Raw genomic sequence first — 26,009 nt, 5'->3', positions numbered from 1 at the left:
ACAAGAAAAGTGTATTAACTTGTCACATCAACAACCACCCGCCCGAAATCAGGGCAGAGAGGACGGGTCGACAGTGTTGCTGCTGGAAAGGCTAGAGGCTCTGTAGGTTACCAGCGCAGCCAGTCCTGGGCGTAGGTCGGATACAAGCCTTGCGAGGCACAAAAATCAGACAGCGCAGTGGGGGAGGGCGCCGTATCAGGCGTCAGGTTGAGCGCCTGCGCATGGATGCCCGATAGAATCCAGAGCGAGTCGAGTCCCGCGACCTGGGCTCCGGCGACATCCGTGCGCAGCGTATCACCGATGCAAAGAATGGGGTCGCCAGGTGCAAGGCCGAGCAAGCCCAGCGCGCGTTCATAGATGTCGGGGTGCGGCTTGCCGTGGTAACGAACGTCACCACCCAAGGTTTCGTAGTAGGCGGCCACCGCGCCGGCGCAGATTTCCCGCGTTGAACCGCGCAGGACCTCCAGGTCCGGGTTGGCGCAGATCATCGGCAAATTTAATGCGGCGCATCGCTGGGTGACCGCGGCGAACCGCTCTAGGGAATCCTCTGGCATGTGCGCGCCGGTGTGCAACACAAAGTCCGCTTCCTCAGGCGCTTCGACGAAACTGAGGTCCAGGCCCGCGCGCATTCCCGGATCCTGATCGGGCCCCATGTGAAAGCAGCGATTACCCAGGTTCGCATACCAGGAATCCGGCCTCTCTTTCAGGTGCCGCCAGGTTTCCTCGCCCGAAGACAGGAGTTCATCGTACACACTGCCATCAATGCCCATGGCCGCGCAGCTTTCCCGCACGGCGCAATTGCGGCGCGGGGCGTTGGAGAGGATCAAGAGTTTCCCGCCACCAGCGCGGTAGCGCCGCGCCGCCTCGACGGCTCCTGGAAGCGCCGCAACACCATTGTGCAGCACACCGAACAGATCGACGATCAGGCCCTTGTAACGCTTGGCCAAGGGCTCAAAGCCGCTCATCAGTGGAATGTTGCTGTTCATACAGGGATCCCGATACTCGGATGGCGAGGCAAGGTGGAGAGGAATTAGCCCGGAAGCGCCTAGGCCTCAAGTGCGCAGTTGCCAAAAGCACCTTGGTTGCCGGATTTTTTGCTAGGAACGGCTCCTGGATTTCTTGGAGCGCCGGGCTGCGGCCAAGGCGCTTTCGGCCCAGGCCGTGAAACGGTCAAAATCCTTCATGACCGTCGCTGGCGGACGCCAATAGGACATGGCGACGGCCTTGCCTTTGGCGTTATAGGTGAATTGCTTGGCCTTTGCCTGTCGGAAGGTTGCTTCGTTTTCAGCGTCGGCTTTCAGATAGAGGTCGCCGTCCGCAACCAGAGCGAACATGATACCGTCGAGAAAAATGCCCCAACCGCCGAACATCCGCCGCGGCGCCACGGGACCCAATGGCATCAGCATGGCCTGATAGCTGGCAATGTATGGCGGTTCTTTACGGCGCGTATCGTTCATCATTGGCAGCATAGTGTGGGTGCCGGAATATGAAAGCCTGAATGGCGCCCCTGCGATCGGCAATCTACCTGCAAAGCAGGACCGACCTCAGGACTCTTCGATTTCCTGCCGCAGAATTTCAAGCTCCAGCCAGCGTTCCTCGGCCTGCTCGAGAGCGCCGCGTTTTGCTTCCAGTGCTTTTGCGATTTTCTCGAAAGCTTCCGGGTCGCGCTGAAACAGCTGAGGATCGGCAAGTTTTTTCTCGAGTGCCGCACTTTCAGCCAGCAGGTTTTCAATGTTGCCGGGCAGGGTTTCAAGCGCGTGCTTTTCCTTGAAGGATAATTTCCGCTTTGCGGTCAGGCGCGCTTTGGGTGTCGCTTCCGGCGCTTCCTTTGCGGGTTTGGTCGCTGTTGCCACCAAACCTAGGCGTCCCGGAAGCGCTGTACCGCGCTGGTTCAGCATATCCGAATAGCCACCGGCGTACTCGGTCCATAACCCTTTGCCTTCGGCAGCTATGACGGAGGTGGCGACACGGTCCAGGAAGTCGCGATCATGACTGACCAGGATAACCGTACCCTCGTAGTCGGCCAGAAGCTCTTGCAGTAGATCCAACGTTTCCAAATCCAAGTCGTTGGTCGGCTCGTCAAGCACCAGAAGATTGGCCGGCTGAGCGAAGGCGCGGGCGAGCATCAACCGTCCGCGTTCGCCGCCCGACAGACGCGATATAGGGGTGCGTGCCTGCTCCGGCGAAAAGAGAAAATCTTTCATGTAGCTCATGACATGCCGTGATTGGCCGCCGACCCACACGCTATCGCCGCGACCACCAGTCAACGCCTCGGTCAGGGTCCAGTTCGGGTCCAGGCTTTCCCGCTTTTGGTCAAGCGTCACCATTTGCAGGGTCACGCCCAGTTTCACGCGGCCGGCGTCCGGCACCAGGGAGCCGGTCAAGAGGCGGAGCAGTGTGGTTTTCCCCGCACCGTTCGGCCCGACGATTCCGATCCGGTCGCCGCGCAGAATCCGTGTTGAGAAGTTTTCGATAAGAGGGCGCTTACTATAGGCCTTCGACAGGCCTTCCGCTTCGATCACCAGCTTGCTGGATCCACCCGCCTTCTCCAGGGTAACCCGCATTTTGCCGGGTGCCTTGCGCTGCTCCTTGCGTTGCCGCCGCAGATCTTGCAGGGCGCGCAGGCGGCCTTGGTTGCGCTTACGTCTTGCGGTCACGCCGTAACGCAGCCAATCGGCCTCGGCGACCAGCTTTCGATCCAGCTTGTGCCGCTCCGCCGCTTCTTGCTCAAGCACGTCGTCGCGCCAGGACTCAAAGTCGCCAAAACCCTTATTCAGCAACCGCGCTTGGCCTCTGTCTATCCAAACAGTGCTGCGCGACAACGCTTCGAGGAAACGTCGGTCGTGGCTGATCAGCACGAGCGCCGAGCTGCTGCTCTGCAGCTCGCTTTCCAACCACTCGATGGTTGGCAAATCCAGATGATTAGTCGGCTCGTCGAGCAGCAGAATATCGGGAGCCGGCGCCAGCACCTTTGCAAGGGCCGCACGGCGTGCTTCCCCGCCGGAAAGCGTCGCGGGGTCTTCGTCTCCGGTGAGCCCAAGGTGTTCCAGCAAGTAGCGCGCCCGGTAAGGGTCGGCGACCTCGTCGAGTCCGTCTTCCACGTAGGCCAGGGTCGTCTTGAAGCCTGATAACTCCGGCTCTTGAGGCAGGTACCGGAGTGTCACGCCTTTTTGCAGGACCCGGTCGCCGCGATCCGCTTCGATCATTCCGGCTGCGATCTTCAGCAACGTCGACTTGCCGCTGCCGTTACGGCCAACCAGGCACAGCCGGTCACCCATACCGACGGTCAAGTCGGCGCCCTCCAGCAGTGCCGGACCGCCGAAGCTTAGATGAATATTCTGCAGGGTGAGTAATGGAACCGCCATGACGTGCGAAGGTGTAGAGTGCCGACGCCGCTGCCGCAAGGGGTCAAGTGCCGACCTCCAGCCAGGTTCCCATTCCGGCAGCGTGGTGTTCGAGCATGTGACAGTGGAACAGCCACTTGCCCGGGTTGTCCGCCACAAAGCCGATCTTGAGACGCTCGCCCGGGAACATCAGCACCGTATCCATCCAGTCCTGATGACGCGCTGGTTCGCGATCGATTTCCAGCACTTGGAAGTGGTGGCCATGAAGATGCATCGCATGGGGAAAGCGCGTGTCGTTGAACATGTCGATTGCAACGCTCCGGCCTCGCTCGACACGCAGCAGCGGGTCGTGCATGTCGCTCATGTCGCCTGCAACCCCGTTGAATGTCCAAATCTTACCAAAAGACATTAACTCTCTTGGCGTCATTTCCTGGCCTTGGAACCGTCCGCTTTCCATTCTGCCCATAGCGCCGCCTTCCATCAGCAGACCCTGTTCGACCATGTTGGCATGATCCAAAGGCGGTCGTTGCGGCGCCTCGAGCGCACCTTCGGGACGGCCCGCGATGCGGTCGCGCCCTTCGGTTTGGTCATACTCGAAAACCGCAGCCTCAACGGGATCTCCACCGCTCACGGCGTTCAGCACCAACCTGCTTCCGGGCTCGCCCGTCAGATCGATGATGAGGTCGGCGCGTTGACCCGGCGCCAGCTTGAGCGGCCCGTCCAAACGCCGCGGCGTGACGGGCTGTCCGTCCAGCGCAATCAAGGTCGATTCGGCGGGCGATAAGTCGAGGTCGAAAATGCGCGCATTCGCGGCGTTGAGGAGACGCAGCCGTAAGCGGTCGCCGGCGCTTACGTTGAACTTGGCGAGCGATTTCCCGTTGACGGTGAGCCAATTGCCCATGCGCCCGGCATGCGACAAGTCCATCATCGAGCCGAATGAATCCTCGTGGATTTGCCCGTCGTCGGCTATGCGCCAATCGTCGATTGCCAAGGTCAGATCATGATCGACTGCCGGAGGGTTCTCTTCCTCAACCACCAACGTGCCGTAAAGACCGCGCGCGACCTGTTCCCAGGAGCGGTTGTGGCTGTGATACCAATAGGTGCCGCTGTCCGGCACGACAAACTCATAATCGAAGGTTTCGCCGGGCTCGACCGCGGCCTGTGTCAATCCTGCGACGCCGTCCATGGCATTGGGGACACGCAGGCCGTGCCAGTGAATGCTCGTCGGCTGTTCCAGTCCGTTCTGCAGGCGGATTCTTGCGCGCTCCCCCCGGCGAAACCGCAAAGGGAGACCGGGAACCGTCCCTTCATAAGCCCAAACGGCTGTCATTGGGTCATCAGGCTTGCCGTCCAGCAGCATCGCCGCTGCGGGAGCCGCTCGCAGCCGTGTCCAACCGCCTTCGTCGCTTCGGGCAACGCCGGGCAACAACAGTCCGCCGGTGGTAAGCGCCGCAGTCTGTAAAAATTGCCGCCGGGTGATAGTCATAGTCACTCCCAGATCGCTAGATTGCGTGTTCCATCATATAGCGGTTTTCGGTTTGAGTATCGATAGTTGGCTGCTTGGCTGCGACAAAGCGGCCACTGGTAAGACGGCTTGTTGGCAATTAGATGGGCAGGTGATGCTCAACCGCCGAATGTCTGGTAATCTACACGAACCAAGAGGGAGGTTCCCAGTATGGACGGCTTGATGGACAGCTTGTTCGATCCCGTGATGTTGGCACGGATACAGTTCGCCTTCACGATTTCCTTTCACATCATATTCCCGGCGTTCACGATCGGTTTGGCAAGCTACCTGGCGGTTCTTGAAGGTCTCTGGTTGTGGAAAAAGGACAGCGTCTATCTGGACCTGTTTGATTTTTGGAAAAAGGTCTTCGCGATCGTGTTTGGAATGGGCGTCGTCTCTGGGATCGTGATGAGCTACGAGTTCGGTACCAACTGGAGCGTCTTCTCTGATAAAGCAGGTCCCGTTATTGGCCCGTTGATGGGGTATGAGGTTCTTTCCGCCTTTTTCTTGGAAGCGGGGTTCCTGGGTGTGATGCTCTTCGGGAAGGAACGTGTCGGGCCCGGATTACACTTTTTCGCCACTCTGATGGTTGCAGTCGGCACCTTGTTCTCGGCTTTCTGGATTCTCTCGGTCAATAGTTGGATGCAGACGCCGGCAGGATACGGGATGAACGATGTCGGACAGTTCATTCCAGTTGATTGGTGGGCCGTGGTGTTCAATCCCTCCTTCCCCTATCGGCTGGTGCATATGGTTCTGGCCGCTTATCTGACCACCGCATTTGCCGTGGGGGCCGTGGGGGCGTGGCATCTTCTGCGCGACAGGGATAATCGTCCCGCACTGATCATGTTCTCCATGGCCATGTGGATGGCGGCCTTGGTGGCGCCCTTGCAGATCGTCGCCGGCGACCTCCATGGTCTCAACACGTTGGAGCACCAACCAGCCAAGATCGCGGCGATGGAAGGCCATTACGAAACGCGGCAAGGCGCACCCTTGATCTTGTTCGGCCTGCCGGACGACGAGGCCGAAGTTACGCGCTACGCGGTCGAGATTCCAAAGCTTGGAAGCTACATCCTGACCCATGACTGGGACGGTGAATTGAAGGGCCTCAAGTCCTGGCCCAAGGAGGATCGGCCTCCGGCTGCGCTCATATTCTGGAGCTTCCGGATCATGGTCGGCTTGGGCTTCGCGATGGTGCTGATTGGCTTCTGGAGCCTGATACACCGTCGCTGGGGCGGCGGCTTGGCCAATGCGCGGCTGCTGCTGCGGGCGAGCGTCCTAATGGGGCCGGCCGGTTTCGTGGCCATCCTCGCGGGCTGGATCACGACGGAAGTCGGGCGTCAGCCTTTCACCATTTATGGGTTGCTGCGTACGGCTGAGTCGGTTTCACCGCTGGAAGCGCCAGCGCTGCTGGGATCCTTGCTGCTGTTCTTCGTGGTTTATACGACGGTGTTCGGAGCCGGCATTTACTACGTCCTGAAAGTCATGGCCAAAGGGCCCAGCCGCGAGAGCGAAGACGAGATGCAGGTACCGACACGGGCGGCAGGTATCATGCCAGGGGCGTGGCAGGCCTCTAAATCACACGGTCACCCGGGCCAAGGGTGAGGGAGGAAGCAAGATGGAAGTCGATCTCGCATTCATCTGGGCCGGACTGATTGCTTTTGCCGTTCTGGCCTACGTGATCCTGGATGGGTTTGATCTAGGCGTCGGTATTTTGTTTCCCTTCATCAAGGGCGAGGGCAGCCGAGACCTGATGATGAACAGTGTGGCGCCGGTGTGGGACGGGAATGAAACTTGGCTGGTACTGGGCGGCGGCGGGTTGCTGGCTGTTTTTCCCTTGGCCTACTCCGTGGTTCTTCCTGCGCTCTACGCCCCAATCATTGCAATGCTGGCGGGGTTGATTTTCCGGGGCGTCGCGTTCGAGTTTCGCTGGCGTGCCTCAAAAAGCCGTTGGCTGTGGGATGCGGCCTTCTTCGGGGGCTCACTGTTGGCAACGTTCGCACAAGGCGTTGCCTTGGGCGCTCTGGTGCAGGGAATCGAGATCGAGGGCCGGGCTTATGCAGGGGGTTGGTGGGATTGGCTGACACCCTTCAGTATCTTGACTGGCATAGCGCTTGTGGTCGGTTACATCCTCTTGGGTTCAACTTGGCTGGTCATGAAAACCGAGGGCTTCGTTCGTTCTACAGCGCGGCGCTATGCCTATTGGTCGGCGTATGGAACGCTGGGCTTGATCGGGGCGGTCAGTCTTTGGACGCCATTCCTGAATCCGACTTATCTCGATCGCTGGTTCAGCGGACCCACGACGGCCTTCACGGTTATCGTGCCGTCTCTGGTCCTGGCTTCCGCATTCTTCCTTTTCCGTGGGCTTCGCGAGGGCCAGGACGCCTTACCGTTCCTCTCGGCGCTTGCCTTTTTCATTCTATGCTTTGCGGGCATAGGGATTAGCTTCTATCCCTACATGGTGCCGCCAAGCCTGACGATCTGGCAGGCTGCGGCGCCTGACGACAGCCTGAGTTTCCTGCTGGTGGGATCGGTCGTGCTCTTGCCATTGATTCTGCTCTACAGCGGCTACAGTTACTGGGTCTTCCGCGGCAAAGTCGATCCGTCGGAAGGTTACCATTGAGTGGCACCAAATCCAGCTTGGTGAAGAAGCTGCTGTGGTTTGCCGCCTACTGGATTATCGGGGTGCTTGCGGTTGGTGCACTCGCCTATGGACTGCGCGCCGTCATCAACGCCTGAAATAATATCCTGACATCGTAAACGGTCAGGGTTTTTGCGCCATGAGGGCGCTATAGGCACCATAAGTCGTGACCAGGAAGGGCACGCAAAAGGTCAGGCAAAGCTTGACCCAGTCGATGGGCTGTGAGGTGAACAGACTGTCGCCTTGGTTGATAACATTCAGAAGCGATCCGACAATGAATGTGACGATCAGGGAGCGTCGCAGGATGGCGCCTGTGAGAACCTGTCCGAGAATTGATTTTGGTTTGTCCGGCATAGCGTTTTCTTGCCTAGCTTTCCTAGATCATGCCAAAACAAACGAAAGATCGGCAAGAATCAAGCGCCACAATGGACGCTTGCATGCTGGGGGGCATAACAGTGATGCAATCCGAATCAAGCAAGGTCGTGGCTAATAGCCAGCCCATCTGCGGGTGGAGCGAATATCTCATCGGTCACCACAGAGACGGCCTGTTGGTCGTCATTCTGCTCTGTCTGATCGCCTATGGCTTCGTCATGTTCAACATGACCCTGGCGGGAGATGACTGGTCCGCCGTCTGGAAAGAAGGCAACCAGTACGATGTCGTCGTTTCGCTCGGACGATGGTTGCAACGCTACATCTGGATGGTGTTCGCCGACAAACTCTTCGCGCCGGCCTTCACGTTGAGTTTTATGGTCGCATTGTGGCTGGTGGGCGGGTTGTTGGCGCTGCGTTTTCTGGCGGTGGATGATCGCTTCGCGGGGTTTGCTTTCCTGGGTTTGTTCGTCTTGACGCCTTTTTGGGCCGAGATGGTCAATTTCAAGAACAATCATCCCAACGCGGGCCTTGCAACCTTGCTGGCATTGGCGAGCGGTCTGCTCGCCTGGCGGATGGTGCAAGGTCAACCCCTAGGCCTGCTGAAAGCCCTGTCCATGGGCCTAGCGTCAAGTTTATGCCTGGCGCTTTCGGCCTCCGGGTACCAGGCGATGGCGCCAATGGCGCCAATGATTTTTCTCCTTGGCTGGATGCGTGCGTTGCTGCGCAACGGTTTCGACGAGGTCGCACCCACTATCTTCGTCAAGCGTTTGGCCCTTATGGTCGTGATCTTCGGGTGCGGGATATTCCTCTACGGTCTGTCCGTCTACGTGACGCAGACGGCCTACGGTCTCGGACAAATGGCCAAGGGCTATGCACTATCCGGGTCTTTGGTGAGTTCGACGGGCGAATTGCAAATGACCCTGGCGCGCTTCCTGGCCTATTTCGAGCAGTTTTTGTTCTCGCCACAACACTTAGTCCCCCAGTTCGCCAAGTGGCTCTTTCTCGGCCTGCTGGCGGTCTATCCCTTGGCGCTCATCCATCGCGGTTCGAAACAAAACCCGTTGAATGCGGTCTGGTACATCGGGGTCGGATTATTGTTGGCCTGCGGATTTTTGGTCCTGCCTTGGCTGCTGGGGATCATGCGTACGCCCAACAGCTACCGCTACAACGGGATCGTGTCCTTAGCGCTGGTTTATGCGGGCTTCGCCTTGCTTGCGCTGGAAGGTGCGCCACGGCTGCTGACCGGGAGGTTGGTGAAGGGCCTTGCTCTGACGCTGATACTGATCTTCGTGTTTCAGCACAATGCGGCGAGTTTCGTCACCTACAACCTGAACCGCCGGGACTGGTCGATCGCCACGCGCATGATAGAGCGGATCGAAGCGATGAGCGACCTGGAGGCGGTTACGGAGAACGGCGCCAAGCCCCTGATTGTTTACCCTGTCGGGCGCCTTCCGACTGCTAGTGAACGACCCTACGCAATGCCCGCCCACGCGGGACCCATGGACAGTAGCATCGTTGAATGCGGTGTTTTGAATTGCCACCCCACTCGCCTGTACAATCTGCTGCAACTCAGTGCATCCAACACGATCCGCTATGACCGGCCTACCGGTCGGCTGCGAGACAAGGAAGTGCGCCGATTGTTCCGAGAACCTCTCTCGACCATGCAACCCTGGCCACACCCGACCAGCATCAAGCTGTTACCGGAAGGAATACTGATCGTCCTGCTGGGGGACGATGTCCCTTAGAGCGCTGTGGACTCACGGTCCGTCAAGCGCAGACAGCTTGTGACCCAGTCACGATCCAGGTAACAACCTTCCAGGTGACGGCGGCCGGCATTCGCGTCGTAGGCTTCCCGACCGTGCAGGACGCGGACATTGTCGAAGATCACCATCTCGCCGGGTGCCAGCATCGGGCGCAGTTGATAGCGGCGATCCCGGATCAGGCTCCAGAGCTTTGCATAGGCACGGTACCAGGCCGCCATGCTCTCCACCGGTGCACAAGTTTGATTGCGCAGCCAGTTGTTGAAGCGTAAGCGCCGTATTCGTCCCTGGCGGTCCAGTTCGACGACCGGCGCCAGATGGCGCAGATCACAGGTTTCATCCTGGAAGCGAAACTCGACAGGAACTTCGGAGAGCAATGCGAAGGCGTCCGGGTCCTGGAGCCTCAGGGCCTCGGTTACGGTCATGGCGTTGACGAAAATGGAACGACCGCCGCCCGTGCTATTCTCGATGCAGAAAAGCGCCTGAAAATCCGGCGGGCAGGCCCAGTTAACCAGATCCGCGTGCGGTTCCAGGCCCAAGGACGTGTAAGCGCTTGAATTGGGCTTTGGCTTCGAAAACACCTCGAACAGCGTGCCGAAGTTGGTCTCCTTGGGGTTTTGAACACGGTTGACGATTTCGAAAAGTCGTCCAGGTTCCGCCGGGGCTTCCGTGACGATGGCTATACCGGTTTCCAGCAAACCCTTTAGCCAACGGGCAAGCCCTTCCGAACCCATCATCACCTCGGCGAAAGGAAACCTTGGTATCTCCATGTCGGCAGCCCACTCGACCGGTGGCTGGTCGCGTTCGGCCAAGGCCCAGGCATCGTAAGCCTTGGCTCGGAGCCAGCCCGCATCGAAGCTTGAGGTGTGTCCGTCTGCAAAGGTCGCTTCGAGGTGCCCACCGGGCAGTATCGTCGCGGCTCTCAAGCTTGGCTGTTCAGCGTCCAGAAGCAAAAAGGTCCGCTCCTGGGTCGCGGGGTGGCGGCAGGTAGCGCAGGCGCAGTTATCGCGCAGCCAGACAGCGTGGAACTGGCTTTCCCGGTCGTCATTCCACAGCGCTTTGACGGCATCGTCGGTGGTCTCAAGGCCAACTAGCCTCGAAACCAATGGATAGGGCGCCGGATCGGCCATGTTCGGGCGCGGAGCGTTGCGCGCTTGGAGGCTCGAACCGGCTTGGCTTGCTGTAGCGATCATCGTTTCCGAGGTCCTTGTGGGTTGGGGCGCAAAGCTAGCCATGAAAATGCGGTGATTGGCCTAGCGCAAGCAAATGACTAATCTTTGGCCTAAGAATAAGTTTAACTAAGGCTAGGCTTTGTCATGAGTATTACCTTGCCCCCCTTGATCTGGTTACGGGCCTTCGACGCGGCCGCGCGCAATGGCAGCTTTGTCGGTGCGGCGCAGGAGCTGGGCGTGACACCTTCCGCGGTCAGTCAGCAGGTGCGCTTGCTTGAGGAGCGCTTGGGACGGCCGCTTTTCAAGCGGCTGCCGCGCGGTATCAATCTGACCGAGGCGGGCGAGGCCTATAGGCCGGTCGTCCAGCAGGCCTTCGAGAGCTTGCTACGCGGCACGGATGCGCTCTTCGGTCGGCGGGAAAAAGAGGGCGTGCAGTTGCGCGCTACGGCGTCTTTTCAAGCCCACTGGTTGCTGCCAAGGATTACGAACTTCTTGGATCGGCATCCGGCCGTGCCGCTCCGCATTCTGACCACCTTATGGGCCTCTGACTTTGATCAGGCCGCTATCGATCTTGAGATTCGCTATGGCGATGGCCGATGGCCCGGTAACGAAGTGTTTCGCCTCACCGAGGACTATCTTGAGCCTTTTGCGAACCCGGCTTTGGCAATGGCGGCCAAAGAACGGGACAAAGGCGAATGGCTATCCCAACAACGGCTCATTGAAGTCATCGGATACCGGGAGGGTTGGCAGGAGTGGTCGGCAGCCCAATCCAAGATGGAGCTCTCTTCGGCGAATGCGGCGCCGGCTGTATTGGAAGTCGATACCGTGGCTACCGCTTTCGCATTGTGCGAGGCGGGGCAGGGTGTTGCTCTGCTACGGCGCTGGATGGCCGCGGCGGCCGTCCAGTCCGGCCGCCTGGAAGCTTTGGGCATTGGAAAGGCAATCCTGGCCAGCGATTCCTTTTATCTGCTTGTTCCGCAAGGTCGGCGACTCTCGGCTTCGGCGCGGATACTGCGCGATTGGATCCTGGAGGAGACCGCCGGGCATGCGTAGTCGCATCAGTATGGTGAAAATTCTTGCATCGACAGAAATTTTCATGAAAAAATCTAAAAAAATTTCATGTGGCAGGGAGCCGCGCTTTGGACAAAGCGACCTTCGAGGCGGAAAAGGGTGGCGTCGGCGCGGATTTGCGCGCCTTGCGGCGGGCCCGCGGCCTCACGCTCCAGGATATTGCCTCAAAGCTAGGGCGCTCGGTTGGCTGGGTTAGCCAGGTCGAACGGGGCTTGTCGGAACCTTCGATCGCCGACCTCCGGCACATTGCGGCCCTTTTTGGACTACCGCTCGGTTTCTTTTTCCAGAACGACGCGGCGCCGCAGGAAGAACGCGGTTACATCGTGCGCGCCCAGTCGCGCCGTGTTCTGGGCGACCGCAAGGATGGGTTGCTAGAGGAATTGCTGTCGCCTGACCTGGGGGGCAGCTTCGAGATTTTCCGGAGCGTGTTCGAACCTGGATCCGCATTGCCGGAACCGGCGCTGCGTCCCACCGAGGAAGCCGGCTATTTGGTTGCTGGCCGGCTCGATTTGTGGATCGGCGAACGCTCATTCCACCTCAATCCCGGCGACAGTTTCCGATTCAAGGGGGAAACGCATCGCTGGGCAAATCCCCATGATGAACCGGCGGTGGTGATCTGGGTGATCGCTCCGCCGGTGTACTGATCAAAGAAGAGGAAAAAGCGACCATGGCCCAACTTCCATCCCATGCCCGTGTCGTGATCATCGGTGGCGGTGTCGTTGGCTGCTCCAGCCTATACCACATAGCCAAGATGGGTTGGAGTGACTGCGTGCTGCTGGAGAAGAACGAGTTGACCTCCGGTTCGACCTGGCACGCTGCCGGCAACTGTCCAAGCTTCTCCGGTTCCTGGTCTATCATGAAGATGCAGCGCTATTCGACCGCGCTCTACACCCGTCTCGCCGACGAGGTGGACTATCCGATGAACTACCACAATACAGGTTCGATCCGGCTGGCCCACAGCAAGGACCGCATGGAGGAGTTTCAACACGTGGTCGGCATGGCGCGCCACCAGGGCATCGACTTCGATATGATGACGACCGAAGAGATGCGCGCCGCCCACCCTTTTCTTGAAACCCACGATATTCTCGGTGGCGTCTGGGATCCGACCGATGGCGATATCGACCCGGCCCAGCTTACCCAGGCCTTTGCCAAGGGCGCGCGCGATCTGGGTGCCAAGATTATCCGTTTTGCGCCGGTTACGGATGTGCGCCGCCTCGCTTCGGGCGAATGGGAAGTGATCACGGCGCAGGGCAGCATTCGCTGCGAGAAGGTTGTGAACGCAGCAGGTTACAGGGCCGCAGAGGTCGGTCGTTTCTTTGGGCGCGACGTTCCCAGCGTCGCGATGGCGCATCAGTATCTTGTCACAGAGTCGGTGCCGAAACTGGCTGCGCTCAATGGGAAAGTGCCATTGCTGCGCGATCCCGATATTTCCTATTACCTGCGTCAGGAGCGCGACGGCTTGATCCTGGGTCCCTACGAGTGGCAGGCGACGCCGCATTGGGTCAACAAGAACGATCCGATGCCCGAGGATTTTTCCTTTCAACTCTATCCGGACGACTTGGAGCGATTGGAATTCTACATCGAGGATGCCTGCCGCCGCGTGCCGATCCTGGGCAAGGCAGGCATACAGAAAGTCATCAACGGACCGATACCTTACACACCGGACGGCAATCCGCTGGTCGGACCCATGCCCGGCGTGCCCAACGCCTTCGAAGCTTGCGTCTTCTCCTTTGGCATCACTCAGGGCGGTGGCGCGGGCAAGGTCCTGGCGGAGTGGGTCGTCGAGGGCGAGACCGAATGGGATATGTGGTCGATCGACCCAAGACGGTTCACCGGCTACGTTACCAAAGAATATACCCGCGCCAAGGCCGTAGAGCTTTATCAACGTGAATATGCCATCGGTTATCCCAACGAGGAACGGCCCGCGGGACGCCCCGCCAAGACCTCACCCCTCTATGAAACGCTCCGGGCCAAGGGTGCCGTCTTCGGTGCGCGGGCCGGATGGGAACGCGCCTGCTGGTTCCCGAGAGCCGGTAAGGACGAAGCCGAAAACCAACTCTCCTTTCACCGTACTAATTGGTTCGATGCCGTCGGCGAGGAATGCAAGGCCGTGCAGGAGGCGGTTGGCATCCTCGATCTTCCCGGCTTCGCACGCTTCGAGGTCTCCGGCGACGGTGCCGCGGCCTGGTTGGAAGATCTGATCACCGGCACGTTGCCTAAACCGGGGCGGATCGGGCTGGTCTACTTTGCAACCAAGTCTGGCCGCATCCTGACCGAAATGACGGTAACGCGTTTTGCCGAGGATCACTTCTGGCTGATGACGGCGTCAGGGGCTGAATGGCATGACCGGGACTGGCTGCTGGCGCACTTGCCGGCTGATTCCGGCATCAAGATCGATAACGTGACGGCAGCTTGGGGCACTCTGGTTTTGACGGGTCCCAAGAGCCGCACCGTGCTGGCCCAGGTTTGCGAGAACGACCTTTCCAGCGAGTCCTTCCCTTGGCTAAGCCACCAGCCGATCGTGATCGGGATGGCTCGTGGGCGCGCGATCCGGGTCAGTTACGCCGGCGAGTTGGGCTGGGAAATTCACCTGCCGAACGAGTACATGGTCGGCGTTTACCAGGCACTGTGGACGGCAGGTGAGGCCGAAGGCATCCGTGACTTTGGCATCTATGCTCTGAACGCAATGCGATTGGAGAAGTGTTACCGATCCTGGAAGGAAGACCTTTCCACGGACTTCTCTCCGCTGGCGGGTGCGCTGGACCGTTTCGTCAAGCTCGACAAGGCAGCGTTCGTCGGGCGCGACGCCCTGTTCCAGGAAAAGCAGGAGGGGCCAAGCGAGCGTTTCGTGCCGCTGATCGTCGATGCTGGGACTGCGGATGCGCCCTATCTGGCGACGATCTGGAAGGACGGCGAGCGGGTCGGGCTCGTTACTTCGGGCGGCTACGGGCACCGTATCGGCAAGTCGATTGCGCTTTCCTATGTGCGCCGCGATTTGGCGGTCGAAGGCACCGCCCTGGAAGTCGATATTTTTGGCGAGCGTTTTTCAGCCGTGGTCGGGAGCGAACCGCTCTACGACCCGAGCAATAGTCGATTGAAGAGTTAGGAGAGATTTCGAATGAACGATTTTCCCGGGTCAGCGCGAGCGGTCATTATCGGTGGCGGCGTGATTGGCTGTTCCGTTGCCTATCACCTGGCCAAGCTCGGTTGGCGGGACGTCATACTGTTGGAACGCAAACAACTCACCAGTGGGACCACCTGGCACGCGGCGGGGCTGATCGGGCAGCTTCGCGCATCCTACAACATGACCCAGCTAGCCAAGTATACCGCCGAATTGTATGCCACCTTGGAAGAGGAAACAGAGGTTGCGACCGGGCTTCGCCAGCGCGGCTCGCTAGCCCTGGCTTTGAGCGATGATCGTTTCGAGGAGCTAAAGCGCGGCGCATCAATGGCGGCGACCTTTGGTTTGCGGGCGGACGTCCTGTCACCGGAGCAATGTCTTGAAAAGCACCCATACATAAATCTCGATGGGGTGAAGGGCGGTGTCTTCCTGCCGACCGACGGGCAGGGCGATCCGGCCAACATCGCGCTGGCACTGGCCAAGGGTGCGCGCAACCGGGGGGTCAGGATTTTCGAGAATACCAAAGTGACCGCCATCCACCAGGAGGCCGGGCGCGTTACCGGCGTTTCGACCGACAAGGGCGAGGTCCGTGCTGAGTATGTCGTGAACTGCGCCGGCATGTGGGGCCGCGAAGTTGGCCGCATGGCGGGGGTGAATGTGCCGTTGCAGGCGTGCGAGCACTTCTACATCGTCACCGAACCGGTGCCCGGCCTGCCATCGACATTGCCGGTTCTGCGGGTCCCGGACGAATGCGCCTATTACAAAGAAGACGCGGGCAAGATTTTGCTGGGTGCGTTCGAGCCTGTCTCAAAGCCTTGGGCGCTGGACGGCATCCCCGAAGATTTCTGCTTCGATCAGCTGCCCGAGGATTTCGAACACTTCGAGCCGATTCTCGAAAAGGCGGTGAACCGCTTTCCGGTTCTGGAATCGACCGGTATCCATACGTTCTTCAATGGCCCGGAAAGTTTCACGCCGGATGACCGTTATCTGTTGGGCGAAGCGCCGGAGTTGAACAATTTCTTCGTGGCGGCGGGGTTCAATTCCATCGGGATTCAATCGGCGGGCGGCGCGGGAAAAGCACTGGCCGAGTGGATGAATGCAGGCGAGCCTCCCTTTGACCTCTGGGATGTCGATATCCGCCGAATGCAGCCCTTCCAGGGCAACAGGCGGTATCTCAAGGAGCGGGTCAAGGAGACGCTGGGGTTGCTTTATGCCGATCACTATCCTTACCGCCAGTATGCCTCTGCGCGGGGCGTGCGCACCTCGCCCTTGCATGAGCGTTTAGCTGCGCGCGGCGCCTGTTTCGGCGAAGCAAGCGGCTGGGAGCGGGCCAACTGGTTCCTGCCGCCCGACGAGATCGAGAAGGGCCGCAAAGCCGAATACACTTACAGCTGGAAACGGCAAAACTGGTTTGCTTATGCCGCAGAGGAGCACAAGGCCGTCCGCAGCGCAGTTGGGCTGTTCGATATGTCTTCCTTTGGCAAGATACGGGTCGAAGGCCGCGACGCAGAGGCGGTTTTGCAGCGTCTTTCCGGCAACGACGTAGCGGTTGAGCCCGGCGGCATCGTTTATACGCAGTGGCTCAACCGGCATGGCGGTATTGAGGCGGACGTGACCATTACGCGCCTGGATGAAACCAGCTTCCTAGTGGTCACGCCGGGCGCGACATTGCAGCGCGATATGGCTTGGTTGAAGCGCAATATCCCGGACGAGGCGCATTGCGTGGCGGTCGATGTTACGGCGGGGGAGGCGGTAATCTGCGTTATGGGTCCCAAGGCCAGGGACTTGTTGCAACCCCTGACACCGCAATCCCTTTCCAACGAAGATTTCCCATTTGGGACCATGCAGCAGATCGAGATCGGGCTCGGGATCGCACGCGCTCACCGAATTTCCTATGTCGGTGAGTTGGGGTGGGAGCTTTACGTCTCCAGTGAGATGGCCGGTCATGTGTTCGACAGCATAGCTCAGGCAGGGCCGTCGCAAGGACTTCGGCTCTGCGGTCTCCATGTGCTGGACTCCTGCCGTATCGAAAAGGCTTTCCGTCACTTCGGCCACGACATAACCGACGAGGATCATGTGCTGGAAGCGGGCCTGGGATTCGCGGTCAAAACAGACAAGCCGACGTCCTGCTTCGGCGACTTCCTAGGGCGTGAGGCGGTGCTTGCGAAAAAGCAGACAGGGGTTGGCCGCCGGATGCTGCAGTTCAAGCTAACCGACCCCGAGCCCTTGCTATTCCATAACGAGCCGATCCTGCGTGACGGCAAGATCGTAGGCCGCTTGACCTCCGGCAACTATGGGCACTGGCTGGGTGGGGCCATCGGGCTGGGCTATGTGCCTTGTGTGGAGGGCGAAAGTGCAGCCGATCAACTGGCCTCGCACTACGAGATCGAGGTCGCCGGCGTTCGGTACCCGGCTGAAGCCTCGCTCAAACCACTCTACGATCCCAAGGCGGATCGTACCCGACTATGAACAGGAAGCATTGAAAACCTCAGCAAGAAGGAAATCGGGCCATGACGGAAGAAACAGCAGTCCGCGAAGGCCGAAGGAAAGGTGGTCGAGAGGCCCGGAGGGCGGCACGCGCTGCACCTCTTCCCGACGATTTGAAGCCGATCCGAGCCGGGCTCGAAGGCGGTGTGTATCGCCCGCTGTCCGATGACCAGGTACGGCGCGTCCATGAGGCGGCCCTGGATGCGTTGGAGCAGATCGGTCTAGCCGATGCAATTCCCTCTTGTATCGAGTACTGCACCGCCGCGGGTGCGATTCTGGGTGACGACGGGCGGTTGAGATTTCCCAGAGCCATGGTTGAGGACATGGTTGCGAAGGCATGGCGCAATAGACCGCTGTACGGTCGCGACCCGCTGTACGACCTCCATCCGCAGGGCAAGAAAGTGCATTTCGGAACCGCAGGTGCGGCGACGATGATGGTGGATGTCGAGCAGCGTATCTACCGCAACGCCACGGTTCAGGACCTTTATGATGCCGCGCGGTTGGTCCAGCAGCTGGACAACATCCACTTCTTTCAGCGCCCGCTCACGCCCTGCGACGTGAATACCCTGGAAGAGCTGGACATCAACACGCTTTATGCCTCCATCGCCGGAACCACCAAGCACGTCGGTTGTAGCTTCACGCTCGGCGAGAACATGCCCAAGGTGTTCGACCTTCTGCATGCGGTTGCCGGCGGCGAAGCGGCTTGGAGAGACCGGCCTTTCGTATCCAACTCGAACTGCTTTGTCGTTCCGCCGATGAAGTTTGCCGAGGATGCTTGCCGCGTTCTCGAAGCTTGTGTTCACGGCGGCATGCCCGTTCTGTTGCTGTCGGCAGGCCAAGCGGGTGCGACGGCGCCGCCTGCCCTGGCCGGCGCGGTAATGCAGGCCACCGCGGAAGTCCTGGCTGGCATTTGCTACGTCAATGCGATTCAGCCCGGGGCTCCGGCGATTTTCGGAACCTGGCCTTTCGTATCCGACTTGCGAACTGGCGCGATGTCCGGTGGCTCGGGCGAGCAGGCATTATTGTCAGCCGCCTGTGCGCAGATGGCGCAGTTCTATGATTTGCCGGGCGGGGCGGCGGCGGGCATGGCCGATTCGAAGCTTCCCGACCTTCAGGCGGGTTATGAAAAGGCGATCTCGAACGTGATGGCCGGGCTGGCCGGGCTCAATATGGTTTATGAGTCGGCGGGCATGCACGCATCGCTTCTCGGTTTCTGCCTGGAGAGTTTGTTGTTGGATAATGACATGCTGGGACAGTGCCTGCGTTGCGTGCGTGGAATCGAGGTGACCGAGGATTCCCTGTCGCTTGAAGTGATGCGGCAGGTCTGCACCGAAGGGCCGGGTCATTACCTGGGGCATTCCTCGACGCTGGAGTTGATGCAGCGAGATTACGTCTATCCGGAGCTCGGCGATCGCACCAGCCCCAAGGAATGGGTGGAGAAAGGTCGTCCCGACGTGGTCGAGACCGCGACTGCAGTCAAGAAGGAGCGCCTTGCCAGCTTTTTCCCGCGGCATGTCTCCAGCGAACTGGATAAAGAGTTACGCCAGCGCTTGCCAATCCTATTGGCTCGGCAGGGGATGGGTTTGGACTAGCGGAGTGTTTTCTTCATGTGAACGCAGACGCCCCCCGTGATGGTGTCCTCGCGTCTGACCTATTTCCGCCTTGCCAGCGAGGATCACCATCGTGCTGTTTTGCTATACCAGTGCCGCCGACTTTGGCACTGAGATACCTCAGTGATCGGAGATCGGCGCGTCGCTGAACAGGCGTTCTTTCATCTCTCTGTCGAAGGTCTCGTTGTTCCGCCGAATCCATTCCAGCACCATCATCGCGTGCTCGATTTCTTCGTTAGCATTGTGGATCAGGATGGCCTTGAGCTCCGGATCATCGCAGGCATCGGCACGCTGCTGATACCAATCGACCGCTTCCAACTCCTCCATCAGGGAGACGATGGCACGGTGCATGTTGATGGTTTTCTTGCTGAGCTTCTCAATCGGCTCGTGAAGGCCTTCACTGGACATTTAGTAATCCTCTCCAAATCTTTCTCAAAGGGTGTCACAACAAAAGCTATCAAATAGATTTGCTGGTTCAAGGGGTATGGTGATTACCGAGAATGGAAGGCTGGCAAATTTCTGGGGCCTATAGTTTCGTAAGGACAGTGCGATAGGGTTGAGGGCATGACATCTTCCAACAGCAAAGCGCGGCTTTGGATCAAGATTACGCTGCCGGGCGGTGGTCAGCTTGGCCCCGGCAAGATTGCGCTATTGAAGGCGCTCGATGAGCATTTCTCGATTGCCGCGGCAGCCCGCGCGCTGAATATGTCTTATAGCCGTGCCTGGCGGCTGGTCGACGAGTTGAACAGTTGCTTCGCGTTTTCGGTCGTGGAAACGCATGTGGGCGGAAAGCAGCGCGGCGGCGCGCGCCTGACGACGGAAGGGCATGACCTCGTTCGTCGGTTCGAAAGTCTTGTGGCTGCCGCCCAGGCGGCGACGGCAGAAGAGCTAAACGCCTTTGGCTCCGCCTCGACGCTGGCTGGAAAGAAGGAATAAAAGAAGTGGAAAAGGCCCTTCATTGGACCGAAAGGTTATTCCATGCCGCCGTTGGTGAGGAGGATGGGCGGCTCTGCAAGGATATTAGCGAGGCAGCCTGCCACGACCAGCCGCGTAGTTTCGTTATCCAGACGGCGGCCATGGGCCTCAGCAAAATCGGCGACGGCCTTGCCGATTCCAAGGTGGTGTTACCCTGGTTGCTCGGCGCGCTGGGTGCTCCGGCCTTTTTCGTAGGGCTTCTGGTGCCGATCCGCGAGTCTCTGTCTCTCTTGCCGCAGTTGCTGGTCGGCGGGTTGATTCGCAGCTTTCCACGGCGCAAGCACTTTTGGGCCTTTGCCAGTGCCGTGGAGGGTCTCTGCATCCTCGCCATGGCAATGGCCGGCATGGCGGGGCTTGAGGGTTTTTCCGCCGGTGTCGCGGTCATTGCTTTGCTTGCGGTCTTCAGCCTGGCGCGTGGCGTGGCGTCCGTTGCAGCCAAGGACGTGCTCGGCAAGACGGTGGCTAAGGCGAAACGAGGCCGCTTGTCGGGCTATGCAGAGTCCATCGCCGGTGCGGTCACGGGACTGGTGGGCATCTATTTGACGCTCGTGCCTGAGGATCAACGCAGCGATGGCCTGCTGTTCGCTATTATTGCCGCCGCCGGGGTTTCTTGGCTGTTGGGGGCGGTCACCTTCTTGATGCTGGACGAAGAGGAGGGCGCTACCGAAGGTGGGCGCGACTTGAAGTCGGTGTTGACGGGACAGATCGATCTGTTGTTTGCGGATGCCGAGTTGCGGCGCTTCCTGTGGGCGCGCTCGCTCCTTTTGAGTACTGCGTTTGCAGGCCCAATATATGTCGCTTTCGCGCAGCAGGGTACTGACGGATCGCTCGCCACTCTTGGATTGCTAGTCGTTGCGACTGGCCTTGCGGGAACTCTCAGTTCGGCGGTTTGGGGCGGCTTATCCGATCGATCAAGCCGCCGAACCATGACCTATGCAGCCGTCGGTGCCGGGCTTCTTGGCGCGGTCGTTCTAGCCATCCATATCGCCTTGCCGCAGGTTCTGGGCAGCCTCTGGTTTCATGGCGCGGTACTGTTTGTGCTCGGCGTGTCGCATTCCGGTGTCAGGATCGGTCGCAAGACACAGTTGATCGATATGACGACCGCCGAAACCCGGGCCCAGTATGTTGCTCTCAGCAACAGCCTTATCGGCGTGGTCCTGCTTGGCAGTGGCGTTGTGATCGGGCTGGTAATGTCTTGGAGTCTCTTGATGGCGCTCGCGATTTTAACCCTGGGAGCCTTTGCGGCAGCATTCGCCTGCTGGAGGCTTGAAGAAGCTCAGCAGGACTGAATGCGCCGCATTTGTTGCTGTTTACCACGTGCCGGTGTTGGGCATTGAAGTCCAGGGTTCGCGCAGTTCCAGCGCTTCACCGGCCTGCAACAGTTCAATCGAGATGCCATCAGGTGAGCGGATGAAAGCCATGCGACCGTCGCGGGGCGGGCGATTGATGGTAACGCCGCTATCCATCAGCTTCTGGCAGGTGGCATAGATATCATCGACCTCGTAGGCCAAGTGGCCGAAGTTGCGGCCGCCGTCGTAAGCCTCGGGGTCCCAGTTGTAGGTCAGTTCCACGACCGGGGCGGAACGGGCTTTTGCATTTTCCCTGTCTTGGGAAGCGGCAAGGAACACCAGCGTGAAACGTCCCTTGTCGTTGTCGTAGCGCCGAACTTCGGTCATGCCGAGTTTAGTGCAATAAAAGTCGAGCGACTTTTCGAGGTCGGTCACGCGGACCATGGTGTGCAGATACCTCATTGTTTGGAAAATTCCTTCTCGTCGATGCCGGAATGGCGGTTGCTTCAAGCTAAAGTGGCGAGTGCTATTGAGTTTGGCAACCGGGTATCCGGCAATTGGGTGGAAGGGGGCTGGCATCCGGCGCCGGGAGGCGATAGCCTCCCGATATCATGAAACAAAAACCTGACCCCAACGGATTCTACCAGCTTTGGCCTACCTTGCTTTTGCGTCGGGAAATTCCCCAAGCGGAGATGGCGAATAAGGTGCTCGCTGCGGAAATCCAGAGTCTGGAAAGCGCACGCAAAGATCTGACGACGGATTATTTGGCGGAGAACTTCCTCGATCGCGACCACCCGGCGATTGGCTGGTTGCGCGAGTGCATAAACAAGAGCGCCATCGACTATCTGCGCCAAGCGGGAATCGACTACCGAGTGGACTGGGCGATGCAGGGTTGGGCAAACGTTAACCGCTTCGGGGATTATCACGATCTCCACAATCACCCGCATGCATGGTTGAGCGGCACCTACTATGTTGCGATCCCAGAGAAGTACGAAGATCTGCCGGGGCGCAAGGACCGCCGGCCCGGTGCCATTTCATTCTATGATCCGAGACCGCAAGCGAACATGACGGCAATCCGAAACGATCCGCAGATCGAGGCCGAATTCACGGTCCAGCCAAAAGCCGGAACGATCATGATTTGGCCCGCTTTCCTGCATCATTTCGTACACCCGAACCTGTCTCGTGAGCAGCGAATTTCTGTGTCGTTCAACCTCGTGTTGAAATGGTCGGACAGCTATTTGCCCGCACAAAATTGATCGGCGCGACAGCTTTGGTTGCTTAGAGGGGTCGCTACGTCTTATTCTGTCTGCAATTGCATATTGTGGATTGAGTGGAGCATTCTATGAGGCCACTGAGAAAAATTTGGATCGGCGTTGCCTTGGCGCTGCCGCTTCTCGCGGCTCATCTTGCCTCGGCGCAAGGTCATCCTTGTGATCGGCGTGATGAGGGCTTGACGCTGATCGGATGGGTCGCTGGCAACAGCTATGACAGCTACCTTTGGCCGCAGGTAAGGCAGTATGCCGGTGTAACCGGGCACGATTACTTGAGCCTTGCTTCAGCGGGTTGCAGCGGTGGCGATCAGGAAGCCGAGGCGAAAGCAAGCTACAGACTTTATCAGAAAGCTTTTGCAAGCGGTCGGGCAGATCCATTCGATCAGGCGGAATCGCTCAGCCGTTTGCGCCAGGCGCAGGATATTACCCAGGAGTTGCGGCAGATGAACCGGTAATCACCGGATTCTTGCCGGCATCCCAATCGGGGGCCGATTGCCACGACTTCTCATCGGCTTCAACAAGCGTAAGAACAGGGAGAAAGCGACATGCGTTTATTCTTTGCGGTTCTGGGCCTGGCTGCCCTGTTGCCTTTAGGGGCCGCGGATGCGCAGGTGGGACAAGTCCTCCAGTGCAACGAGGAAACCACCGGCGGTATCGAGTTCAAGGACGGCTCCAGTTCAGTTCTGCCGTTTCAGGGCGATGGCTTTGCGATGGAGTTTATTTCCGAGGTGGAGATGGTCATGACCCATCCCAAGCGTCCCGGCTCTCAAACGCTTGGCAAGCAGGAAAGCTTTGTTTGCGCCAAACCTTACAAGGATCTGCAGCCAATGCTTTATGTCTGCACCTTGGGCGCTGAAATGGTCGCATACGATAGTATGAAAAAGACCTTCACCTGGGGTTACCTCTTTTCAGAGAACATTTCGACATACGGCGCGCCAAATAGCTTTGTCGCCGTCGGCCGTTGCAGCGCTTCCTAAGTTACTCGGCGTTTTAACGAGAGGGCGTGGTCAGCAACAGGCAGTCCTGACCACGCTCGCGGAGTGCCAGGCAGAGCGTTTGTGCACGATCACGACTGTCGAAAGCGCCGACCTTCACACGATAGAGGGTTGGAGCGGCGTCCCGACGAACCACCTCGATAAAGACAGGAGCATCCTGGAACAGATCGCTGTAGCGCGAGATGAGCTGCTCTTTGCGCAACTCCGCATCGTTGCGATCTCCAGTCGCCAGGAGTTGCAGCCTATATAGGCCGGATCGCCGCCCGGGTAACGGAAGCGATACTGTCTGGAAGGCCGCTGTGGAGGCCTGGGGCGCCGCGGGTTTTGCAAGCGGTAGAGATACCGACGACCCCGGCCCTGGTCCTAGTACGGCGGAGGTCTGGGGTGATGGGTCGCCCGAATCGCTTTTGGGGTCGGCGAGGCGCAGTGAGCTTCTCTCTGACAAATGGGGATCGGGGTTTGGGCTGAAGGCTTCCTCCGGCGCGGCATCGTCGGGGGATTGCCGGGTCAAGGGAACGGCATCCGGCAGAAAGTCTGAATTGATCCGTGAAGGCGCCGTGCTGCTGCCCGTCGGTTCGGAGCCAGCCAACCGCGGCGACGTACTTTCCGATTCAACATTTTCGCCAGCGCCCGGAAGCGCTTGCTGTGTGGTTGGTGTCGATTGTTGAGGTTCCGGGGCCTGGTCTTGTGGGGCTTCCAAAGCGGCGGTCTCCGGAACGTCGGCGGGAGCGGAGTTGGTTGTGCCATCGCTGTTCGTTGACGACGAAACCGCTCGGATTGGCGCGGTCGGGGCCGCAGGCGGAACGATCCGCTCGATAATCTGGCGCGAAGCAGGGTCGAAGGGTATCACTAGCGTTTCGGCCGAAAAACGGGAGTTTTTCGTACCTGCAAATCCTTTTTTGCTCGTCGTGTTTCCCGGGAGTTCAACGGTCGGGGACGGTTCCGCTGTCTCTGTTTCCGGAGTTTCTGTCACCGCAGGATGCTGGGCGGACGGCGCTGTGATAAATGGCGTAGTCGCGGTCAGGTTATCATCGCTCTGAGCGTCCTTGCCTGGGAGGCTGGTAGGCGGTTCAGTGGAGGTCTCAGCAACGGGCTCCATGGGAGAGATTTTTTCCGGTGCCAGAATGGCAATTTGCGGACCGTCGCGGTTGAGATTCAGGAGAAACAGGAAGATCAGAACAACCGAAATCGCTGTTACCACTGCGGAAAGGACTAAAAGCCGCAAAGTGCGCCGACTGGTTATCGACTCGCGCCCATCAGGCTGCGTGCGCAAATCAAGAAGGGCATCGGGCAGGGTGTCATCGAAGCGCTTGTTCTTCAGGACCATGCCGTCTGCGGGAAGCGGCCGGACGTCCGCTCCACCGGGTCTGAATCTGCCGGAGCCGATGGTTTCCGCGGCCGTTGGTCTGGGGCTAAAGCGTGCGGTCGGCGCATCGATCGGCGGCAAGCGGTCGCGTTCTTCCAAATCTTCCCGTCGCCGGTCATCAGGTTCGCTCGACGCCAGTTCAAGCCGCTCGTCAAGCGTATCTGTGTGACCGCGTAGCGCTATATCCCATGCGTCCAAATCCGAATCTTCGTCGTCCCAAACTTCGGAATCTGGATCGTCGGAATCCTGGCTGCTTAACATGTCAGAACGCGGGCTATCGGGGTGGCGGCTGCCGGGTCGAAGATCCTCGCCAACGTCGAAAATGGTGTTATGTCGGGCAGAGGCCGATTCATCGGCGTGGGGCATTGGCTCCGGCGCAAAAATATCGCCGGTTTCCGTGATGCCCAAATCGTGTTCAGCCGGTGACGCCTGCTCGGCGGGTGGCTCGTTCCAGGATTCCGGCACCCAGTTTGCCGAAGTCCACTGCTCTTCGGCTGGATCGTCTCGGACCCAATCGACCAAATCCGTTTCATCCAATGAAGAACCGGGTTCCGTCTTGGATGAAATGCTCTCAGATGGTTCAAGCTGTGTGTCCGAGGAGTCCGCTGAGGGGGCGCCTTGCGGGATCGGTGCGCTCAAAAATCTACGGCCAAGGGGGGTCAGCTTACAGATACCCAAAGCCGCAACGCCGGGCGTCCAGGGCTCTACTAATCCATACTCAAGAGAAACCTGAATCAACGCCTTGGGAATGCGCTCCCCGTTTGCGTCGTACAGCGGCAGCTTTCCACCAGGCTGTTTCTCGCCCGCCTGCAACCAATCCAGCAATCGTGCTGAAAGATCATCATGTTGCGCTGGTTCATCGGTCATCAATTAGCCGCCCGGCCTTCCTGGTTCGGAGGTATGTGTAAATTATTCTGCATTTTAATACAAAAGCTGCGAGTCGTTCTGCCTGTGGATGATGGGAATTGGGGGGATAAACGGAAAATAGACCTCCGGATCACGTATTTCACAAGATCGTGTGGCGCGGTGGACGG

The 26,009-nt window shown here is 59.1% G+C and carries 22 protein-coding genes; 13 read left to right on the top strand and 9 right to left on the bottom strand.

Going from position 1 to position 26,009, the window contains the following annotated elements; genetic code table 11:
* Positions 1–107 precede the first annotated feature (107 nt).
* The 4 genes from ABIE63_RS03475 to ABIE63_RS03460 form a co-directional block, all read right to left on the bottom strand.
* Positions 108–986, bottom strand: a complete 879-nt coding sequence (locus ABIE63_RS03475) for a TIGR01459 family HAD-type hydrolase (protein ID WP_354502810.1) — start codon at positions 984–986, stop codon at positions 108–110.
* Between the two features lie 111 nt (positions 987–1,097).
* Complete coding sequence (locus ABIE63_RS03470; RefSeq protein WP_354502808.1) at positions 1,098–1,460, bottom strand: TfoX/Sxy family protein; 363 nt, start codon at positions 1,458–1,460, stop codon at positions 1,098–1,100.
* An 84-nt stretch (positions 1,461–1,544) separates the two neighbouring features.
* A complete protein-coding gene (locus ABIE63_RS03465) occupies positions 1,545–3,365 on the bottom strand; it encodes an ATP-binding cassette domain-containing protein (protein WP_354502806.1) in 1,821 nt (606 codons plus the stop codon).
* Between the two features lie 43 nt (positions 3,366–3,408).
* Positions 3,409–4,830, bottom strand: a complete 1,422-nt coding sequence (locus tag ABIE63_RS03460; protein WP_354502804.1) for a multicopper oxidase family protein — start codon at positions 4,828–4,830, stop codon at positions 3,409–3,411.
* A gap of 189 nt (positions 4,831–5,019) precedes the next feature.
* Between ABIE63_RS03460 and ABIE63_RS03455 the strand changes: the two genes are divergently transcribed.
* Both ABIE63_RS03455 and cydB read left to right on the top strand, forming a co-directional pair.
* A complete protein-coding gene (locus ABIE63_RS03455; RefSeq protein ID WP_354502802.1) occupies positions 5,020–6,450 on the top strand; it encodes a cytochrome ubiquinol oxidase subunit I in 1,431 nt (476 codons plus the stop codon).
* A gap of 13 nt (positions 6,451–6,463) precedes the next feature.
* A complete protein-coding gene (gene cydB / locus ABIE63_RS03450) occupies positions 6,464–7,468 on the top strand; it encodes a cytochrome d ubiquinol oxidase subunit II (protein ID WP_354502800.1) in 1,005 nt (334 codons plus the stop codon).
* Positions 7,469–7,609: 141 nt separating this feature from the next.
* Here the strand turns inward: cydB and nrtS are convergent, their stop codons facing one another.
* Positions 7,610–7,840 (bottom strand): nitrate/nitrite transporter NrtS, encoded by a 231-nt coding sequence (gene nrtS / locus ABIE63_RS03445; RefSeq protein ID WP_354502798.1) that lies wholly within the window; start codon positions 7,838–7,840, stop codon positions 7,610–7,612.
* Between the two features lie 104 nt (positions 7,841–7,944).
* On the opposite strand from nrtS, the gene ABIE63_RS03440 reads away from it, so the two are divergent.
* Complete coding sequence (locus ABIE63_RS03440) at positions 7,945–9,603, top strand: glucosyltransferase domain-containing protein (protein ID WP_354502796.1); 1,659 nt, start codon at positions 7,945–7,947, stop codon at positions 9,601–9,603.
* Here ABIE63_RS03440 and ABIE63_RS03435 read toward each other — a convergent pair.
* Positions 9,600–10,811: a TauD/TfdA family dioxygenase gene (locus ABIE63_RS03435; RefSeq protein ID WP_354502794.1), complete on the bottom strand. Its 1,212-nt coding sequence runs from the start codon at positions 10,809–10,811 to the stop codon at positions 9,600–9,602. The two genes, ABIE63_RS03440 and ABIE63_RS03435, sit on opposite strands and share 4 nt — an antisense overlap.
* Before the next feature lie 123 nt (positions 10,812–10,934).
* On the opposite strand from ABIE63_RS03435, the gene ABIE63_RS03430 reads away from it, so the two are divergent.
* The 5 genes from ABIE63_RS03430 to ABIE63_RS03410 all read left to right on the top strand — a co-directional run bounded on the left by ABIE63_RS03430 (position 10,935) and on the right by ABIE63_RS03410 (position 19,061).
* Complete coding sequence (locus tag ABIE63_RS03430; protein WP_354502792.1) at positions 10,935–11,843, top strand: LysR substrate-binding domain-containing protein; 909 nt, start codon at positions 10,935–10,937, stop codon at positions 11,841–11,843.
* A gap of 86 nt (positions 11,844–11,929) precedes the next feature.
* A complete protein-coding gene (locus ABIE63_RS03425) occupies positions 11,930–12,505 on the top strand; it encodes a helix-turn-helix domain-containing protein (protein ID WP_183417595.1) in 576 nt (191 codons plus the stop codon).
* A 23-nt stretch (positions 12,506–12,528) separates the two neighbouring features.
* On the top strand, positions 12,529–14,967 hold the full coding sequence (locus ABIE63_RS03420; RefSeq protein WP_354502790.1) for an FAD-dependent oxidoreductase: 2,439 nt from the start codon (positions 12,529–12,531) through the stop codon (positions 14,965–14,967).
* Positions 14,968–14,979: 12 nt separating this feature from the next.
* Entirely contained in the window at positions 14,980–17,451 is a 2,472-nt protein-coding gene (locus ABIE63_RS03415; protein WP_354502788.1) for an FAD-dependent oxidoreductase, read from the top strand.
* Between the two features lie 41 nt (positions 17,452–17,492).
* Positions 17,493–19,061 carry a trimethylamine methyltransferase family protein gene (locus ABIE63_RS03410; protein ID WP_183417592.1) on the top strand — a complete coding sequence of 523 codons (1,569 nt, stop codon included), beginning with the start codon at positions 17,493–17,495 and terminating at the stop codon, positions 19,059–19,061.
* 138 nt (positions 19,062–19,199) lie between these two features.
* Here the strand turns inward: ABIE63_RS03410 and ABIE63_RS03405 are convergent, their stop codons facing one another.
* Positions 19,200–19,487, bottom strand: coding sequence for an encapsulin-associated ferritin-like protein (locus tag ABIE63_RS03405; protein WP_354502786.1), 288 nt, complete (start codon positions 19,485–19,487; stop codon positions 19,200–19,202).
* Positions 19,488–19,643: 156 nt separating this feature from the next.
* Here ABIE63_RS03405 and ABIE63_RS03400 point away from each other — a divergent pair, with 156 nt between their 5' ends.
* Positions 19,644–20,015, top strand: a complete 372-nt coding sequence (locus tag ABIE63_RS03400) for a LysR family transcriptional regulator (protein WP_354502784.1) — start codon at positions 19,644–19,646, stop codon at positions 20,013–20,015.
* A gap of 5 nt (positions 20,016–20,020) precedes the next feature.
* A complete protein-coding gene (locus ABIE63_RS03395) occupies positions 20,021–21,343 on the top strand; it encodes an MFS transporter (RefSeq protein ID WP_354502782.1) in 1,323 nt (440 codons plus the stop codon).
* Positions 21,344–21,364: 21 nt separating this feature from the next.
* Here ABIE63_RS03395 and gloA read toward each other — a convergent pair whose 3' ends face one another.
* Positions 21,365–21,805, bottom strand: coding sequence for a lactoylglutathione lyase (gene gloA, locus ABIE63_RS03390; protein ID WP_354502781.1), 441 nt, complete (start codon positions 21,803–21,805; stop codon positions 21,365–21,367).
* Between the two features lie 149 nt (positions 21,806–21,954).
* Between gloA and ABIE63_RS03385 the strand changes: the two genes are divergently transcribed.
* The 3 genes from ABIE63_RS03385 to ABIE63_RS03375 all read left to right on the top strand — a co-directional run bounded on the left by ABIE63_RS03385 (position 21,955) and on the right by ABIE63_RS03375 (position 23,591).
* Positions 21,955–22,599 carry a 2OG-Fe(II) oxygenase family protein gene (locus ABIE63_RS03385; RefSeq protein WP_354502780.1) on the top strand — a complete coding sequence of 215 codons (645 nt, stop codon included), beginning with the start codon at positions 21,955–21,957 and terminating at the stop codon, positions 22,597–22,599.
* Between the two features lie 86 nt (positions 22,600–22,685).
* A complete protein-coding gene (locus ABIE63_RS03380) occupies positions 22,686–23,069 on the top strand; it encodes a hypothetical protein (protein ID WP_354502779.1) in 384 nt (127 codons plus the stop codon).
* Between the two features lie 90 nt (positions 23,070–23,159).
* Positions 23,160–23,591, top strand: a complete 432-nt coding sequence (locus ABIE63_RS03375; protein ID WP_183417585.1) for a hypothetical protein — start codon at positions 23,160–23,162, stop codon at positions 23,589–23,591.
* Between the two features lie 13 nt (positions 23,592–23,604).
* Here ABIE63_RS03375 and ABIE63_RS03370 read toward each other — a convergent pair whose 3' ends face one another.
* Positions 23,605–25,842: an SPOR domain-containing protein gene (locus tag ABIE63_RS03370; RefSeq protein WP_354502777.1), complete on the bottom strand. Its 2,238-nt coding sequence runs from the start codon at positions 25,840–25,842 to the stop codon at positions 23,605–23,607.
* Positions 25,843–26,009 lie beyond the last annotated feature (167 nt).

The organism is Limibacillus sp. MBR-115 (assembly GCF_040549425.1).
Lineage (GTDB): Bacteria > Pseudomonadota > Alphaproteobacteria > Kiloniellales > CECT-8803 > Limibacillus > Limibacillus halophilus.
This window is presented reverse-complemented; position numbering and strand designations above follow the sequence as displayed.

What these genes read in the sequence shown, in the direction of transcription:
- ABIE63_RS03410 (WP_183417592.1), top strand. Translation starts at nt 17,493, where the DNA reads ATGACGGAAGAAACAGCAGTCCGCGAAGGCCGAAGGAAAGGTGGTCGA.
- ABIE63_RS03420 (WP_354502790.1), top strand. Translation starts at nt 12,529, where the DNA reads ATGGCCCAACTTCCATCCCATGCCCGTGTCGTGATCATCGGTGGCGGT.
- ABIE63_RS03460 (WP_354502804.1), bottom strand. Translation starts at nt 4,830, where the DNA reads ATGACTATCACCCGGCGGCAATTTTTACAGACTGCGGCGCTTACCACC.
- cydB (WP_354502800.1), top strand. Translation starts at nt 6,464, where the DNA reads ATGGAAGTCGATCTCGCATTCATCTGGGCCGGACTGATTGCTTTTGCC.
- gloA (WP_354502781.1), bottom strand. Translation starts at nt 21,805, where the DNA reads ATGAGGTATCTGCACACCATGGTCCGCGTGACCGACCTCGAAAAGTCG.
- ABIE63_RS03380 (WP_354502779.1), top strand. Translation starts at nt 22,686, where the DNA reads ATGAGGCCACTGAGAAAAATTTGGATCGGCGTTGCCTTGGCGCTGCCG.
- ABIE63_RS03435 (WP_354502794.1), bottom strand. Translation starts at nt 10,811, where the DNA reads ATGATCGCTACAGCAAGCCAAGCCGGTTCGAGCCTCCAAGCGCGCAAC.
- ABIE63_RS03385 (WP_354502780.1), top strand. Translation starts at nt 21,955, where the DNA reads ATGAAACAAAAACCTGACCCCAACGGATTCTACCAGCTTTGGCCTACC.
- ABIE63_RS03405 (WP_354502786.1), bottom strand. Translation starts at nt 19,487, where the DNA reads ATGTCCAGTGAAGGCCTTCACGAGCCGATTGAGAAGCTCAGCAAGAAA.
- ABIE63_RS03455 (WP_354502802.1), top strand. Translation starts at nt 5,020, where the DNA reads ATGGACGGCTTGATGGACAGCTTGTTCGATCCCGTGATGTTGGCACGG.
- ABIE63_RS03465 (WP_354502806.1), bottom strand. Translation starts at nt 3,365, where the DNA reads ATGGCGGTTCCATTACTCACCCTGCAGAATATTCATCTAAGCTTCGGC.
- nrtS (WP_354502798.1), bottom strand. Translation starts at nt 7,840, where the DNA reads ATGCCGGACAAACCAAAATCAATTCTCGGACAGGTTCTCACAGGCGCC.
- ABIE63_RS03440 (WP_354502796.1), top strand. Translation starts at nt 7,945, where the DNA reads ATGCAATCCGAATCAAGCAAGGTCGTGGCTAATAGCCAGCCCATCTGC.
- ABIE63_RS03430 (WP_354502792.1), top strand. Translation starts at nt 10,935, where the DNA reads ATGAGTATTACCTTGCCCCCCTTGATCTGGTTACGGGCCTTCGACGCG.
- ABIE63_RS03415 (WP_354502788.1), top strand. Translation starts at nt 14,980, where the DNA reads ATGAACGATTTTCCCGGGTCAGCGCGAGCGGTCATTATCGGTGGCGGC.
- ABIE63_RS03370 (WP_354502777.1), bottom strand. Translation starts at nt 25,842, where the DNA reads ATGACCGATGAACCAGCGCAACATGATGATCTTTCAGCACGATTGCTG.
- ABIE63_RS03375 (WP_183417585.1), top strand. Translation starts at nt 23,160, where the DNA reads ATGCGTTTATTCTTTGCGGTTCTGGGCCTGGCTGCCCTGTTGCCTTTA.
- ABIE63_RS03470 (WP_354502808.1), bottom strand. Translation starts at nt 1,460, where the DNA reads ATGATGAACGATACGCGCCGTAAAGAACCGCCATACATTGCCAGCTAT.
- ABIE63_RS03475 (WP_354502810.1), bottom strand. Translation starts at nt 986, where the DNA reads ATGAACAGCAACATTCCACTGATGAGCGGCTTTGAGCCCTTGGCCAAG.
- ABIE63_RS03400 (WP_354502784.1), top strand. Translation starts at nt 19,644, where the DNA reads ATGACATCTTCCAACAGCAAAGCGCGGCTTTGGATCAAGATTACGCTG.